This window comes from Virgibacillus sp. W0430 (genome assembly GCF_051846935.1).
Classification (GTDB): Bacteria; Bacillota; Bacilli; order Bacillales; family Amphibacillaceae; genus JBPYCR01.
In genome coordinates this window covers 16,200-32,161 of record NZ_JBPYCS010000030.1, presented here as the reverse complement: position 1 = coordinate 32,161, position 15,962 = coordinate 16,200, and the positions used below count along the sequence as shown (strand labels likewise).

General features: G+C 36.2%; 16 protein-coding genes. 15 read left to right on the top strand and 1 reads right to left on the bottom strand.

Going from position 1 to position 15,962, the window contains the following annotated elements; translation table 11 throughout:
- Window positions 1-98: 98 nt before the first annotated feature.
- From ezrA to ACLIBH_RS12540, 10 genes are all read left to right on the top strand, one after another.
- Window positions 99-1,796: a septation ring formation regulator EzrA gene (ezrA, locus tag ACLIBH_RS12585; RefSeq protein WP_439317062.1), complete on the top strand. Its 1,698-nt coding sequence runs from the start codon at window positions 99-101 to the stop codon at window positions 1,794-1,796.
- 133 nt (window positions 1,797-1,929) lie between these two features.
- Complete coding sequence (locus ACLIBH_RS12580) at window positions 1,930-3,057, top strand: cysteine desulfurase family protein (protein ID WP_439317061.1); 1,128 nt, start codon at window positions 1,930-1,932, stop codon at window positions 3,055-3,057.
- A gap of 12 nt (window positions 3,058-3,069) precedes the next feature.
- Window positions 3,070-4,272 (top strand): tRNA uracil 4-sulfurtransferase ThiI, encoded by a 1,203-nt coding sequence (gene thiI, locus ACLIBH_RS12575; protein WP_439317060.1) that lies wholly within the window; start codon window positions 3,070-3,072, stop codon window positions 4,270-4,272.
- Between the two features lie 89 nt (window positions 4,273-4,361).
- The gene (locus ACLIBH_RS12570) at window positions 4,362-4,565 is read left to right on the top strand and encodes a small, acid-soluble spore protein, alpha/beta type (protein WP_439317059.1); all 204 of its coding nucleotides are present in this window, start codon (window positions 4,362-4,364) and stop codon (window positions 4,563-4,565) included.
- A gap of 356 nt (window positions 4,566-4,921) precedes the next feature.
- Window positions 4,922-5,497: a DUF2953 domain-containing protein gene (locus ACLIBH_RS12565; protein WP_439317058.1), complete on the top strand. Its 576-nt coding sequence runs from the start codon at window positions 4,922-4,924 to the stop codon at window positions 5,495-5,497.
- A 150-nt stretch (window positions 5,498-5,647) separates the two neighbouring features.
- Entirely contained in the window at window positions 5,648-6,076 is a 429-nt protein-coding gene (ytfJ, locus tag ACLIBH_RS12560) for a GerW family sporulation protein (RefSeq protein WP_439317057.1), read from the top strand.
- A gap of 87 nt (window positions 6,077-6,163) precedes the next feature.
- Complete coding sequence (tpx, locus tag ACLIBH_RS12555; RefSeq protein WP_439317056.1) at window positions 6,164-6,664, top strand: thiol peroxidase; 501 nt, start codon at window positions 6,164-6,166, stop codon at window positions 6,662-6,664.
- A 388-nt stretch (window positions 6,665-7,052) separates the two neighbouring features.
- The gene (locus ACLIBH_RS12550; RefSeq protein WP_439317055.1) at window positions 7,053-8,045 is read left to right on the top strand and encodes a class I SAM-dependent methyltransferase; all 993 of its coding nucleotides are present in this window, start codon (window positions 7,053-7,055) and stop codon (window positions 8,043-8,045) included.
- 13 nt (window positions 8,046-8,058) lie between these two features.
- The gene (locus ACLIBH_RS12545) at window positions 8,059-9,246 is read left to right on the top strand and encodes an acetate kinase (protein ID WP_439317054.1); all 1,188 of its coding nucleotides are present in this window, start codon (window positions 8,059-8,061) and stop codon (window positions 9,244-9,246) included.
- A 14-nt stretch (window positions 9,247-9,260) separates the two neighbouring features.
- A complete protein-coding gene (locus ACLIBH_RS12540; protein ID WP_439317053.1) occupies window positions 9,261-9,770 on the top strand; it encodes a MogA/MoaB family molybdenum cofactor biosynthesis protein in 510 nt (169 codons plus the stop codon).
- Window positions 9,771-10,061: 291 nt separating this feature from the next.
- On the opposite strand, the gene ACLIBH_RS12535 is transcribed toward ACLIBH_RS12540, so the two are convergent.
- Window positions 10,062-10,496, bottom strand: a complete 435-nt coding sequence (locus ACLIBH_RS12535) for a universal stress protein (protein WP_439317052.1) — start codon at window positions 10,494-10,496, stop codon at window positions 10,062-10,064.
- Between the two features lie 130 nt (window positions 10,497-10,626).
- Here ACLIBH_RS12535 and ACLIBH_RS12530 point away from each other — a divergent pair, with 130 nt between their 5' ends.
- From ACLIBH_RS12530 to ACLIBH_RS12510, 5 genes are all read left to right on the top strand, one after another.
- Window positions 10,627-10,794: a hypothetical protein gene (locus ACLIBH_RS12530; protein ID WP_439317051.1), complete on the top strand. Its 168-nt coding sequence runs from the start codon at window positions 10,627-10,629 to the stop codon at window positions 10,792-10,794.
- A 172-nt stretch (window positions 10,795-10,966) separates the two neighbouring features.
- Window positions 10,967-12,082: an alanine dehydrogenase gene (gene ald / locus ACLIBH_RS12525; RefSeq protein WP_439317050.1), complete on the top strand. Its 1,116-nt coding sequence runs from the start codon at window positions 10,967-10,969 to the stop codon at window positions 12,080-12,082.
- Window positions 12,083-12,409: 327 nt separating this feature from the next.
- Complete coding sequence (gene brnQ, locus ACLIBH_RS12520) at window positions 12,410-13,762, top strand: branched-chain amino acid transport system II carrier protein (RefSeq protein WP_439317049.1); 1,353 nt, start codon at window positions 12,410-12,412, stop codon at window positions 13,760-13,762.
- Window positions 13,763-14,383: 621 nt separating this feature from the next.
- Window positions 14,384-15,064 carry a metal-dependent hydrolase gene (locus ACLIBH_RS12515; RefSeq protein ID WP_439317048.1) on the top strand — a complete coding sequence of 227 codons (681 nt, stop codon included), beginning with the start codon at window positions 14,384-14,386 and terminating at the stop codon, window positions 15,062-15,064.
- 110 nt (window positions 15,065-15,174) lie between these two features.
- Window positions 15,175-15,933 carry a prepilin peptidase gene (locus ACLIBH_RS12510; protein WP_439317047.1) on the top strand — a complete coding sequence of 253 codons (759 nt, stop codon included), beginning with the start codon at window positions 15,175-15,177 and terminating at the stop codon, window positions 15,931-15,933.
- Window positions 15,934-15,962 lie beyond the last annotated feature (29 nt).

Below are 15,962 nucleotides of genomic sequence, written 5' to 3'. Positions count from 1 at the left end.
AGTAATAAAATGATGTTAAAATAATTTTACATATATTTTTTCATGTTGGAATGTAAAAAATATCCTTCTATAAGAGAAAAATAGCAAGGAGGTATGAAATGGCCTACATAATAGGGATTATACTGGCTATTATTGTAATAATAATAATCGGGCTAATTTTACGCAAGCGGGTGTATGATGCAGTTGATCGTCACGAAAGCTGGAAATTGGATATAATGAATCGAAATATTGCAGCTGAAATAGCACGAATGAAAAATTTGAATTTATCTGGAGAAACAAAAGAGAAATTTGATGTTTGGAAGGATCGATGGGAATACATCGTGACGAAAGAGCTTCCAGATATTGAAGAATATTTGTTTGATGCTGAAGAGGCCGCCGATCGCTATCGTTTTCCGACTGCTAATAAAACGATTCGAAAAATCGGACAAGCATTGCAGGCGATCGAAGCAGATATTGAAAAAATTATAATCGAACTTGAAGAATTACTGCAAACCGAAGAAAAAAGCCGTAAAGAAGTAGAGCAGCTACAACCAATAATAAAAGAGCTTCGAAAGAAGTTATCGCAAAATCGCTATCAGTATGATAAAGCGGAAGTACGGTTTGACGTCGAGTTAGATGATTTAGAGGAGACGTTAAACAATTACTATGAATTAGTACAGTCAGGTAGCTATACAGAAGCTAAAGAAATTGTTGATCAACTAAATGTCCGTATAGATAATCTTGAAAATGATTTGAATGAGTTCCCAGAAATATATAGACTGTGCAAGCGTGATTTGCCTGCACAATTAGATGATTTGTATGCTGGAGTAAAGCGTATGAAGAAAGATGGGTATCGTGTCGATTATCTTGGTTTTGAAAAGGAAATAAATGAGTATCATAGCCGACTTTTGGACTTTGTTCGGTCGTTAGAAAAAATCGGCTCAGAAGAAGTAAAAGCGGCATTGCCTGAAATAGAGGAAAGAATAAAAGAGATGTATCAGCTCCTTGAAAAGGAAGCAATAGCGAAAAATTATCTAGAAACAAAAATGCCAGGGTACGAGCAAACGCTTCAAGCGTTGTCTGATCATTTTCTACGTACAAAGCAGGATGTGGATCAGCTTCGTGATGCATACTATTTTGAAGATAGTGATATGGAGAAATATTTAACATTAGAAAAAATGATTGACCAGTTAAAAATGCAAGCTGAAGAGCTAAAGGACGATCTAGGTAATAATGAACTTGCCCACTCTGCTTTAAGGAGTCGACTGGAAGAAGGCTATAACCAGTTAGAAATATTACAAGAAGAGCACGAACAGTTTAAGAAACGGGTAAGCAATTTGCGTAAGGATGAACTAGAAGCGAAAGAAAAGCTTACAGAGATGCGAAAGCAAATACAACGCACCCATCGGAAACTAAAACAAAGTAATATACCAGGAGTTCCGACCTATATTTGGAATCTCATTGAAAGTGCTATCGAGAAAAACGATCGTGTGTTTCAAGCATTAGAAAAACAACCGTTAGACATCGCTAAAGTTCAGCAAGCTCTATCTCAAGCGAATCAAGCTGTAGAAGAAGCTACACAAAAGACGGACGTTATGTTAGAGCAGGCACATTTAACAGAACAAGTAATCCAATATGCAAACAGGTATCGTAGCTCTTATCCTCTACTAGCAGCTAAATTGCTTGAAGCAGAGCGGCTATTCAGATCTAACGAATATGAACAAGCCTTGGAACAAGCGGTAGCAGCTGTAGAAGAGGTTGAACCGGGAGCCATAAAAAAGATTGAAGAGAACCAAGCAGCACTTGTGCATATGTAATTAAATAGCGTTGCTAAATATAGTAAAAGACTGTCTTTCGGAGAAGAATACTAATTCATACTTCTGCTCTGAAGTCAGTCTTGTTTATTGTTTTATTGCTGAAGAACAGCCTTTTGAATGTGAGGGAATAATCGTGATCTATTTAGATAATAGTGCAACAACACAGCCAGCAGCATCTGTAATAAAAAGTTTTCAGCAAGTAACCGAGCGTTTTTTCGCTAATCCATCATCCCTTCATCATTTGGGCGGAGATGCGGAAAAGCTGCTGAACAGAGCTCGCGAGCAAGCAGCACAACTGTTACGGGTTAAAATGGATGAGATGATTTTTACTTCTGGTGGAACAGAAGGAAACAATGTTGCAATTAAAGGGATTGCATTCGAACACCACAAAAGAGGGAAGCATTTAATTACAACGGAAATCGAACATCCATCTGTATACGATACATTTAAGAATTTAGAGAAGATAGGGTTTGAAGTTACCTATTTACCTGTAAATGAAAATGGAGTTATTTCTATAACAGATTTGGAAGATGCTATTCGGGCAGATACTATTCTTGTGAGCATAATGCATGTAAACAATGAGCTAGGTTCGATACAACCAATTCAAGCAATTGGTGAGCGATTAAAAAAATATCCTAAGCTTTTCTTTCATGTAGATGATGTACAAGGTTTAGGAAAAGTTCCCTTATCATTAGAAAACATTGATTTATGCACGTATTCCGGACATAAAATACATGGATTAAAGGGCACCGGTCTGCTTTACGTAAGACGAGGAACGAAATTATTTCCACTTTTTCATGGTGGCAATCAAGAATTTGGTATACGTTCGGGCACAGAGAACGTTGCTGGTTATGTGTCTTTTGTTAAAGCGTTACGGCTTATAAAAGAGAGTGAAAAAGAAAAAAGTAAGCAATTATATGAATTACACAGGTTTACTGTAGAATGTTTAAAGAATATAGACGGGGTAAATTTAAACACGCCAGCTAATGCTGCACCGCATATTATTAATATATCTATACCTCATATAAAACCAGAAATAATGATCCATATGTTAAGTGAGGCGAACATATATATTTCAACTAAGTCGGCTTGCTCGTCAAAACAGTTGGATGACAGCAGAGTACTAGCAGCTTGTGGCTATTCTAATGCACGTAAGTCATCAGGATTGCGAATTAGCTTATCCTACCATAATACGAAGCAAGATATTGATGTTTTTATACATGAGCTTAATAAATCGATTAAACAATTAAAGAAAATATAGGGGTAGATCATCATGCAATATGATCATATTTTAATTCGCTATGGCGAAATTGGAATAAAAGGGAAGAACAAGAAAAAATTCATAATTCGCTTACAGGAAAATATCCAACATAAGTTAAAAGCATTTGAAAACGTAAAGGTAAAGCGGACGCAAGGAAGAATGTTTGTACTTTTAAATGGACATGATCCGATGCCAATTATAGATAAATGTAAGGATGTTTTTGGTATATCAAGCCTTAGTCTAGCAATAAAAGTAAAAAATGAAATTGAAGCAATTAAAGAAGCGGCTTTATTTGCATTGGAGAATAGCACGAATTGCTCGACTTTTAAAGTGTCGGTTAAGCGTATTAATAAGCAGTTTCCAATGCGATCCCAGGAAATGAACCATATATTAGGTGGATATCTATTGAAAAAAACGAACAATTATCGAGTAGATGTTCATCAGCCGGACATTGAAGTAAAAGTGGAAATAAGAGAAGAAGCGACATATGTTACGTCTAATATAATTAAAGGGCTTGGTGGATTACCAGTAGGAACTGGAGGGAAAACACTCCTCTTATTGTCTGGAGGGATTGATAGTCCTGTTGCGGGATACTTAGCAATGAAACGGGGCGTACAATTAGAAATGATTCATTTTCACTCACCGCCATTTACGAGTGAACGGGCAAAACAAAAAGTGATTGATTTAACAAGTCAACTAACAAGCTTTGGCAAGTCGATAAAAATTCATATGGTCCCTTTTACAAAGCTTCAACAGGAAATTGTTCGCGTAATTCCTAGCGAATATACGATGACGATTATGCGACGAATAATGCTTAGAATAAGTGAACAAATATGCCAAAAAGAAAACATTTTATCAATGACAACAGGTGAAAACCTAGGTCAAGTAGCCAGTCAAACAATGGAAAGTATGCATGCGATTAACGAAGTAAGTAATTATCCAATTTTAAGGCCATTAATTACAATGGATAAAACAGACATTATTGCAGTGGCAAAACAGATTAATACGTATGGCATATCAATTCGACCGTATGAAGATTGTTGTACGATCTTTGTACCGAAAGCACCAAAAACGAATCCGAAAAGGGAAAAAGTAAATTATTTTGAATCGAGAGCAGATTTTACGGATCTCATTATCGAAACGGTAGATCAGATTGAAACGATAACAATTTCTGATCAACAGGCTTACGACACATCAATGGACGATTTATTCTAAAAATGAAACTAACAACAACTACCAATTAATTAGATGCATGAATCATCTCCCAGCTACACAAGATAAGCGTACCAAGGAGGTGAATGATCATGGCAAACAGAAATAATTCAAACCAATTGGTAGTTCCTGGTGCACAGCAAGCACTGGATCAAATGAAAACGGAGATTGCACAAGAGTTTGGTGTTCAACTAGGTCCTGATACAACTTCACGTGCAAATGGCTCTGTAGGTGGCGAAATCACAAAACGTCTTGTGACGATGGCACAGCAACAATTTGGGGGAACCCAACAATAACTGAATATAAGATGGTTAAAAGGCTTAGTTAGTGCTAAGCAAAAATAAACAATTGCCAACGATTTTAGGCAAGAAAGACGAAAGCCAAAACTAGCTACTATTGATAAAGTGGTTTCGATCATGTTAATGATCGAAACCACTTTCTATTTTGGCGTGTAAATTGATAATAAAATTCTATATCTATATGAATGTGTGGCTCCCATTTGAGCAGAGAATTGCAAGCGTTGTTCTGCATGAAATCTTATTTCAGCTTCAAAAAAAGTTATCCTCTCTCATTTGATAATCAATTTTTGCTATTTCTTAAATACATAAAAAGGAAAAAAATCCACAAAATAATAAAAAGAAGAGGTAGCGATGTGATTGTAATTATTGGAGTACTAATTGGCTTAATAACGTTTTTTCTCTGTTCACGTTTATATGTTCATTGTAATTTCGTATGTACATTAGATGCACAAGTGTTGACAGTACACGTTTATTTTATTCGTGTGCCGATTTACAAAAAAGTAATAACCGTAAATGATAAACAACCTAGACAACAGAAAAAGAATATGAGCGGTCAATACGCTTTCAAATTATTGCATAGGAAAAGTAAAAGAATTTTTCAACGCCTTACACAAATGAAAAATTCAGCTGTCGATTTATTACAAAATATTGAAGTTCACGAGCTTAAATGGCATACAAATATTGGTACTGGTGACGCTAGCTCAACTGGACAAATTGCAGGAAGTTTATGGGGAATTAAAAATATGATGTTACGAGCAATCGTTAAAAAACGAAATACTATCGAACAATCCATTATCTATGTTTTTCCAAATTATACACATGTCATATTTCAAACGATGTTCAATAGTATCGTATCAATAAATGCTGGGAAGGCTATAGCTGTACTGTACCGAATAATAAAAAACAAAAAAAATCATAAAAGGATGTAACATACTGTTAAATACGACTAAGAAAGACTTTACAACGACTATTGTCCATTTACGTAGCAAATGCAGTTCGTTTCAAGGTATTCTACGTGAATAGGAACAATTATAGGCGAGAAAATAAGTCTAACATAATATATGAGGAGGAAAAGTTTTATGGAAGAACATCCTATACAAGGATTAATGACTACAGCTATGGAAAATTTAAAAGATATGATTGAAGTTAATACAATTATTGGAGATCCAGTAAAGTCACCAGACGGAAGTTTAATCATACCCGTATCTAGGCTAGGGGTTGGATTTGCAGCAGGTGGTAGTGAGTTTAACACACAATCGAATGGCGATAGTGAAACAAATGATAGTATGCTTCCGTTTGGAGGAGGTAGCGGTGGTGGTGTTTCAATTAACCCAGTTGCTTTTTTAATTGTAAATGATAAAGGCGTCAATATTATTCATATCGATGAAAATACACACATTTATGAAAAGATGATCGAAAGCGCACCACAAGTAGTAGAGAAAGTTCAACAGTTTTTCCAAAATGATAAACCTGGGAAAGAAGAACGTCCTGGAAATTATGAGATATAGAAAGAATTTGAATGATTGGACAGATGAAAACAACTCCTTCATACTATAAACAGAAGATTACAATTTATTTTAAAAGGAGTGGTGAAAATGGTACAAGTTACATTTAATGGAGATCCAATTACATTAGTAGGGACGGAAATAAATATTGGGGATGAAGCACCAAATTTTAGCGCACTGTCGACAGATATGCAAGCAGTATCGCTAACAGATTATGAAGATAAGGTGAAATTAATAAGCGTTGTTCCTTCTGTTGATACTGGTGTTTGTGCAAAACAAACAAAGCGATTTAATGAAGAAGCAAATCAATTAGGCAACGTACAAATATTAACAATCAGTATGGATTTACCATTTGCTCAAAAACGTTGGACGGAGAGTAATGATGTTCATAGTTTGCAAATTTTATCGGATCATCGCGATGCGGACTTTGGAAAGAAGTACGGTGTATTAATAAAAGAACTACGATTGCTTTCAAGAGCTGTTTTTGTAGTTGATGCAAATAATAAAGTAACGTACGTACAATATGTAAGCGAAGTAACCGACCACCCTGATTATGACCAAGTTCTTGATCATCTAAAGCAGATTATGTAAGTAAGGTCGTTTAATAGTTTTAGATTGGACGAGGAAATACGTACACATGAAATTGAATAAATGCAGATAAAGATGGTTTTGCTTATCTTCTGATATGCGAAACCATCTTTGTGTTAAATTAAATAAGTAATCCGAATATATTTTAGTTCGAAGTATACAAGGGTTTAAAAAGTAGGAAGTGAATAATGGGACTTACACTTATATAACCTAGCTTTCAAATGTAAAAAATGTGTCATTAGACTGCGATGACGAAGGCTGACTTTGTATGATGATTCGTGCTTTTTTTATTACTAAAAACGTAGAGGCAATGTTTTTTAAAGGTAATGTGTACATTTATAAGTTATATTTGGTACAATACGCTTTAGGTATAATGAATGGAGGAGCAAAGATGGAGCAATCAACCGTCGAAAAGTTATTTGAGTGGATTGATACTACAACAACAATGATTCAGGAGCATATGGATGAAACGTATTTGGACAGTTTAATTATCTGTATGGAATTTGCAGTCTATGACGAAATAGCTGACAGTGTTGATGAAGTATTACAACAAAGAATAAAACGAGAAAAAGAAAAGGTATCAAAGCTAGCTTTTCAAACAGACGAGTTAAGTAAATCATTTCAATTAGCTATATTAAAGGGGATGAAGGACTCTACGCAACCACAGCATATAATGACTCCCGACACGATTGCGTTATTAATCGGCTATTTAGCTGAGAAATTAACGAATAGTCGTAATACGATCCGACTTTTTGACCCGGTTTCTGGGACAGGCAATCTACTTACAATTGTTATGGAGCAGCAAAAAAAGGACGTAGAGGCTTACGCCAATGAAATTGACCCAACTTTGCTACGATTATCTATCCTACAAGCGGATATAAAAAGGAAAGAGATTGAATTTTTTCATCAAGATAGCTTACGGCCACTATTACTCGATCCTGTAGATATAGTTGTTGCAGATTTGCCAGTTGGATATTATCCGGATGAAGCGAGAGCAAAGGAATTTGAATTAGGTGTAGATGAAGGGAAATCGTATGCACATCATTTATTAATCGAGCAAAGTATGATATATACGAAAGAAAGTGGCTACTTATTATTACTCATACCAGAGTTTCTGTTTGAAAGTGATCAATCTGCGACTCTACACTCTTATTTACACAAGGAGGCACATATTATTGGCTTGTTTGAGCTTCCTAAAAGCGCATTTAAATCAAAGCAGCATAAGAAAAGTATCTTGATTTTACAAAAAAAGGGGGAGCAAACGAAGCAGCCAAAACAACCACTATTAGTTAAGCTGCCGTCTTTAAAAGATACAGTCGCGATGGAAAATATATTAAGTAAAATAAACGATTGGTTTAGCCATTCTTTTAAAAACAATACATAAAGGAGGAAGTCGAATGGCCCACATCTTAGCAATAAATGCAGGAAGCTCATCGTTGAAGTTTCAATTATTTCAAATGCCGGAAGAAACTGTACTTGCCAAAGGGTTAATTGAACGAATTGGACTAAAGGACTCTATCTTTACGATGAACGTACATAATCATAAACAAAAGGAATTAGGAGATATACCTTCACACGAGGAAGCAGTAAAAGTGTTACTTGAAAAATTACTCGCTTCCAATGTTATTTCATCACTGGAGGAAATTGAAGCTATTGGACACCGGGTCGTACATGGTGGGGAATACTTCAGTGATTCAATTAAAGTAAACGATAAAATCATTTCAATGATTGAAGAAGTATCTGAGCTTGCACCATTGCATAATCCTGCAAATCTTACTGGGATTTATGCGTTTCGTGAATTACTCCCATCGGTTCCGATGGTAGCGGTATTTGATACGGCATTTCACCAAACGATGCCAGAGCAATCTTATTTATATAGTATTCCTTACACATATTATGAAAAGTACAAAATTCGTAAATATGGATTTCATGGAACGTCTCATAAATATGTTTCTCAGAGAGCAGCTGAATTATTACAAACTCCAATAGAAAAATTACGATTAATCTCATGCCACCTTGGCAATGGAGCAAGCATTGCCGCAATACAAGACGGAAAATCGATTGACACTTCAATGGGCTTTACTCCATTAGCAGGTGTAACAATGGGCACTCGTTCTGGAGACATAGATCCAGCAATTATTCCGTATTTGATGGAAAAAACAAAAAAATCAGCAATTGAAATCATCGATATATTAAACAAAGAAAGTGGCATGCTCGCCTTATCGGGTTTCTCCAGTGATCTAAGAGATATCGAAGAAGAAATGCATGACAACCATAGAGCAGAATTAGCTTTGGAAGTTTTTGCTGCACGAATCCATCAATTCATCGGTTCATACGCTGCCAAAATGTCAGGTGTTGATGCGATTGTTTTCACCGCCGGCGTCGGTGAGAATAGCGATATTATACGTAAAAAGGTATTAACTGGTTTGGAGTTTATGGGTGTATACTGGGATCCATCATTAAACAGAATACGTGGGCAGGAAGGTTTTATTAATTATCCACACTCTCCTGTTAAAGTACTTGTAATTCCTACAAATGAAGAGGTTATAATTGCAAGAGACACTGTTCGATTAATGAATAAATAGAGGGGGTCACGTCGTTGTCCGTACAGACTCACAAAAGAAAGCAAAAACCAATAAATTGTCTCGTAATTACGATTAGCGATACTCGTACATTTGAAACGGATAAAAGTGGTAGCTTGCTCGTAACGCTTCTTGAAAATGCAGGACATTGTGTAGCGGATCGTATTATTATCCGAGACAATAAAGAAGAAATAAATCAAATAATAGAAACAAGCGCTAAGAATGAGCAGATTGATGTAATTTTAACTACGGGAGGCACTGGAATTGCTTACCGAGATGTGACTATTGAAGTAATTCAAGGGAAGTTAGAGAAAGAAATAACAGGGTTTGGTGAATTATTTCGTATGCTTAGTTATACGGAAGATATCGGCTCTGCAGCTCTGTTATCTCGAGCGCTTGCTGGAGTATACAACCATACGGCGATCATTGCTCTTCCAGGGTCTTCTGGTGCGGTAAAATTAGCGATGCATAAATTAGTTATTCCAGAACTCACACACATTGTTAATGAAATAAAAAAGGATATATAAAGGCATTTTATTCTTTAGGTGTAATAAAAATATTATTTTGAATATGCTGCGTTTACCGTCGTTGCCATATACTTCGCTTTCAGTGGGCAATGCCTTAACTAACTTAGGAAGTTTTTCATCAATATCGCTTTGAAGGTAATTGTAAAAGTTAAAAAGTAAAAGGAATTGATACTTCTCGCTTTCGTCGATTGGAAGTGATTTATTACGTGAACACAAAAAAACATACTAAACGAGAAAGAACTGCACCGTTGAGCTACGTGTCTACAAACGAGGTGCAGTTTTTTCGTTTGCTTATCGTACGACAAGTACATCACATGTAGCATGCCGTGTGATACTTTCTGACACACTTCCAATGAGAAAGCGTTCAACCGCATTTAATCCGGTCGCGCCACAAACAATTAAATCAGCGCTGAATTCTTTCGCAATATCTTTTGCAATAATAACACGTGGAGAACCGTACTTAATCGCTGTTAAAATAGCTTCAATTCCTTCCGATTTTGCGTCTGCGGCATAGCTGTCTAGCAATTCCTTTGCATGCTGTTCTGCTCGTTCGGACAATGTTCTGTCATAGGCCTCTGCAGTGGCAAACGTTTTTGAATCAATGACATGTGCAATAATAAGCTTTGCATCGTTTCGTTTAACAATATGAACAGCTTTCTTAAATGCCTTTTCCGCCGCTTCTGAACCATCCACTGCAACGATAATACTTTTGTAGTTGGTTGGCATCTTACATTCCTCCTTCATTAATTTCCATACCCTTTATAGTAAATTATAACCTATAATTCGCAAAAATTGGTAAGTGACAAAAGGAATTAAATTAATCACTTGTACATACTAAACAGAGAGGTGATAAAAAATGAACAAGAAAAATAAAAAAAGCGGAAATGCTGTTGAGCAATTTAAAAATGAGAAAAGTATTGACGTCGTAAAAAATCAAATTATGGAAAGCTATCAGGACGGCGTCATCGAAGATCAGTTAAAGAACAACCGTGGGATTGAAACGTTTAATAATCAAAAGAAATAAAATAAATCAAAACGACCATCTGCTTTAATGCGCTAAAAATCTTAAGTCCGTCATTGTCTATAAATTGATGAATAATTATGATGCTTTTTGTATATTTTTTTGTTACAATGAAGGAGCTTAAAGCATAAATACGTATTTTTACAGAAAATTTATTAAAGGGATGGTGTATTGAATGAAAATTGGAGTACCTAAGGAGATACTAAATAATGAGAATAGAGTGGCGATGACTCCTTCAGGCGTTCATTCATTAGTTAATGCGGGTCATGAAGTTTACGTACAAACAGGAGCAGGCTTAGGCTCTACATTTACGGATGAAGCGTATGTTGAAGCAGGGGCAAAGATCGTGCCTACTGCAAAGGATGCATGGGCACAAGAGATGATTTTAAAAGTAAAAGAGCCTTTGGCAGAAGAATATGATTACTTTTATGAAGGACAAATCATATTTACTTACTTACATTTAGCTTCACACCCTGAATTAACGAAAGCTTTAATGGAGAAAAAAGTAACGGCTATTGCTTATGAAACCGTGCAATTAGATAATAATGCTCTCCCGCTTTTAGCGCCAATGAGTGAGGTTGCTGGATATATGGCTACACAAATCGGTGCTCAGTTTTTAGAAAAAACAAAAGGCGGTAAAGGGGTGCTATTAGGTGGTATTCCAGGCGTTAAAAGAGGTAAAGTAACAGTAATTGGCGGCGGTAACGTAGGTGCAAATGCAGCAAAAATCGCGGTGGGTCTTGGTGCAAACGTTACATTATTTGACTTGAACCCTGCACGTTTAAAAGAGCTTGATGAATATTTCGGTTCGAAAGTGAATGTTTTAATGTCAAACCCGATGGACGTTGCTGAAGCAGTTAAGGAATCGGATCTCGTAATTGGTTCTGTACTAATTCCTGGAGCAAAAGCACCAGTCCTCGTATCTGAAGAAATGATTAAGAGTATGTCAGAAGGATCAGTTGTAGTTGATGTGGCTATTGACCAAGGTGGAAACTTTGCAACGAGCGACCGAATTACTACCCATGATGATCCAACGTATGTTAAGCATGGAGTATTGCATTATACAGTAGCGAATATGCCGGGAGCTGTTCCTAAAACGTCGACAATCGGCTTAACAAATGCAACGGTTCCTTATGCATTGCAAATAGCTAACAAAGGGTATGTTCAAGCATCTATTCAGAACCGTGCATTAATGAAAGGAATAAACGTGCTTAATGGGAAGGTTACTTCTAAAGGAGTTGCAGAAGCGTTAGGCCTAGAGCACCATGATGTATCGGAATTACTTCAGTAAAATTGTAAAATAAATGAATAAAATAAATTCATTAAAAATCGATGGGCTGCGTTTAGATGCCCGTCGGTTTTTTTCTATTTCCACAAGTTAAGCTCAACTTAATCTATATCGTGTAATGAGTATGATTAACTTAAAGATCTTTATGTTGGTAGAAGTAAAATTAAAGCGTTCTACAAAAGGAGAATTCACGTCTATTAATGGTTAGAGTGCTCGTAAATGGCTGACAAAATTATAAAAATTACTTCCATTGCTTTTTAAATAAGATAGGCGTATGATAGATTGCGTCTAACTAATCATCACGTTCAAACATTTGGGAGGAATTATGTAATGGAGAAGAAAAAACTCTCTTTTTCATCTTATTTTTTAATCGGTGTTATGTTATTTGCGTTATTTTTCGGTGCTGGAAATCTTATTTTTCCCGTAACACTTGGACAAAATGCTGGGACGAACATATGGATGGCAATAACAGGCTTTTTAATTACTGGTATTGGCCTTCCATTCCTTGGGATTTTGGCGATGGGCTTTTCTGGAAGTAAAAATTTGCAAGAACTTGCTAGCCGCATACATCCGCTTTATGCAGTTGTTTTTACTTCACTGTTATATTTAACAATTGGTCCTTTTTTTGCAGCACCTCGGACAGGAGCTGTTGCATATGAAATCGGTGTTTCTCCATTTATTCATGAGCAATGGTCTCAAGTGGGCTTGTTTGTTTTTACTTTTCTATTCTTTGGCGCTTCATTGTGGTTCTCCTTAAATCCAGCAAAGCTTGTAGAGCGAGTTGGGAAATTACTGGCGCCTGGAATTATTATTTTACTTGCTGTTTTATTAGGTATGGTAGTTATTCAGCCGATGGGTGCAATAGAAGCACCACAGCCTGCGTATGAAACTGGACCATTTTTGAAAGGATTTACTGAAGGCTACAATACAATGGATGCCCTTGCTTCTCTCGTGTTCGGAATAATTGTTATTAATGCGGTTCGAGCTATGGGTGTTTCATCACGTAAAGAGATATTAGCAGCAACTGCAAAATCTGGAATCGTTTCTACTTTGTTTTTAAGTGCTATTTACATAGGCATTGCATACTTAGGTGCTAAAAGTACAGAGGCATTTGGATTATTTGACACTGGTGGACCTGTACTAAGCAGCGCTGCAGCATATTATTTTGGAACAGCTGGCACACTTATGCTCGCTATTATTATAATTCTCGCATGTTTGACAACGAGTATAGGTTTAATGACGGCGTGTGGAGAATATTTTAATACGTTGTTTCCAAAATTTAGCTATCGAACACTCGTTATCTTTTTTACATTTTTAACTTTTGTAATAGCTAATTTTGGCTTAGCTAATATTATAAATTATTCTATTCCGGTGTTAATGTTTTTATATCCATTAGCAATCGTTTTGATTTTATTAACTTTTCTTTCTCCGTTGTTTTATCACGCACAAATCGTCTATGTAACGACGATAACAGTTACAGTTTTAATTAGTATCATTGATGGATTAAAAACATTCTGTTCCATTTTTGAGATGGAATACTTTGGTTGGATGACTCCTATAATAAACTTTTATGACAATGTATTGCCACTTTATAGCGATGGATTAGGATGGATATTACCAGCGCTCGCCGCAATAATAATTACTGGTGGAATTACAAAATGGAAGCAGAAGCTTCTATCATAAAATCTTTCGAAAAATTTCCGGTTCTTTCTTTATAAAGGAAGACCGGATTTTTTATTAGAATGTATGTGTGATTACTTGGAAGAAACGATAGGAACGATCCGTTGCAATTTACTTTATTTGGCAAAAGAACGGTATTTATATTAGCTGCTTCCATTCCTGAATCGCTACATACAAACTCGCAATACTCCTACATCACTTCCCAGCGACCGTAAGCTTGAAGGATCGATGTATATTACTCCTATTAGCGAATGGAACATACGCGACTACAATCTATTAGGATAAGTATGAGTAAAATGTTTGTGGGGGAACAGATGCACGAATCTAACTAGATAATATGTGATCAATTTTACTTCGAACGATATACACATGAATAACACCGTTGATTTTCACTGCAGGTGGATGCTTTCCGCGGGCACGGCTTCAGCCTCCTCGGAAAGCGTAGTGTATATCTACTGCGGTCGGTAGGAATCAATACTAAAATTAACGAATACAAAGAGAGGTTTTTTAACTTCTTAAAATAACACCGACAAATACTTGACTTAATCTTAGGATAAAGGGTTTTAATAAAAAATGGCGAATATGTTAAAATGGCAAGTATAAATGAAAAAGGAGCGATTTCACATGAAAATTTCTTATCACGGACATTCGGTTGTACGGATTGAAACAGATGATAACACTATATTAATGGATCCATTTATTACTGGTAATAGTTTGTGTGATTTAGACGCAAAAACAGTAGAAGCTGATGTTATTTTGTTAACGCATGGCCATAATGACCATGTTGGAGATACGGTGGAGATTGCTAGACGTACAGGAGCTCAAATTGTTGCCATAAATGAGTTAGCGGTATATTTAAGCAAAAAAGGGTTAAATGCGCACGGCATGAATATTGGCGGAGCGTATGATTTTAACTTTGGTCGTGTGAAATTTACGAGAGCTTATCATAGTTCATCGTATGAAGAAGCGGATGGTACCTTTATATATACAGGGATGCCAGCAGGTATTTTACTTACAATAGGTGAGAAAACGATTTATCATGCTGGTGACACTGCGTTGTTTTCTGACTTAAAATTGATTGGAGAAATGAATACGATTGATGTAGCCTTTTTGCCAATAGGAGATAATTTTACAATGGGGCCAGAAGAAGCACTAATTGCAGCAGATTGGATAAAAGCGGATACGGTTATTCCAGTGCATTATAATACCTTTCCGGTAATTGAGCAGGATGGAGACGAATTTGCGCGAAATGTACGGACTGGAAAAGGTAAGGAGTTACTGGTAGGAGAATCAATTGTATTGTAAATAATAAATGGGGGATGCCGCTCCCCCGAGATTGTTTCATTTTCCGCATTTCCCCTCGACCCCCCCTCATAAAAAGCGTGTGACTACACTACATACCAAGGAGATATCAAATGAATGAAATTATCTTTTGCATAGTTTTTTTTATTTTTGGCATAACACTCGGATCGTTTTATAATGTGGTCGGTTTACGAGTGCCACTAGGCGAGACAATTGGAAACGATCGTTCTGCTTGTCCAAATTGTAACCATCCACTATCATGGTTTGAGCTCATACCAGTAGCGGCTTATTTTATGCTACGTGGGCAATGTCGAGCTTGTCGTAAGCGTATATCCATTATATATCCTGCAATTGAACTCAGTACGGGTCTCTTATTCGCGTTTAGCTTTTATAAAATTGGATACGAATTGGAACTGCTCGTTGCCTTGTTTTTTATTTCGTTGCTCATGATTATTTTTGTTTCAGATCTAACGTACATGGTGATACCAAATAAGATTTTACTGTTTTTCTTACCTATATTTATTCTTTTACGTTATGTACAACCACTTGACCCATGGTGGTCGTCCATTGTCGGTGCTGCAGCCGGATTTGCAATTATTGCTTTTATTATATTTGTAAGCCGTGGGGGTATGGGAGCAGGGGATATGAAATTGTTCGGTGTAATTGGAATTGTTTTAGGTATTGGAAATGTTTTGCTTACATTTTTATTAGCATGTATGCTCGGTGCGATTATTGGTGTTATGCTCTTGCTATTAGAAAAAATAGAACGAAAACAACCAATTCCATTTGGCCCTTACATTATACTTGCAGCACTTATATCTTATTTCTATGGCGATCGTATCGTCTCGTGGTATTTACAAATGTTTATTTAAAAATTGGTACAGAAGCTCATCTTCCTATG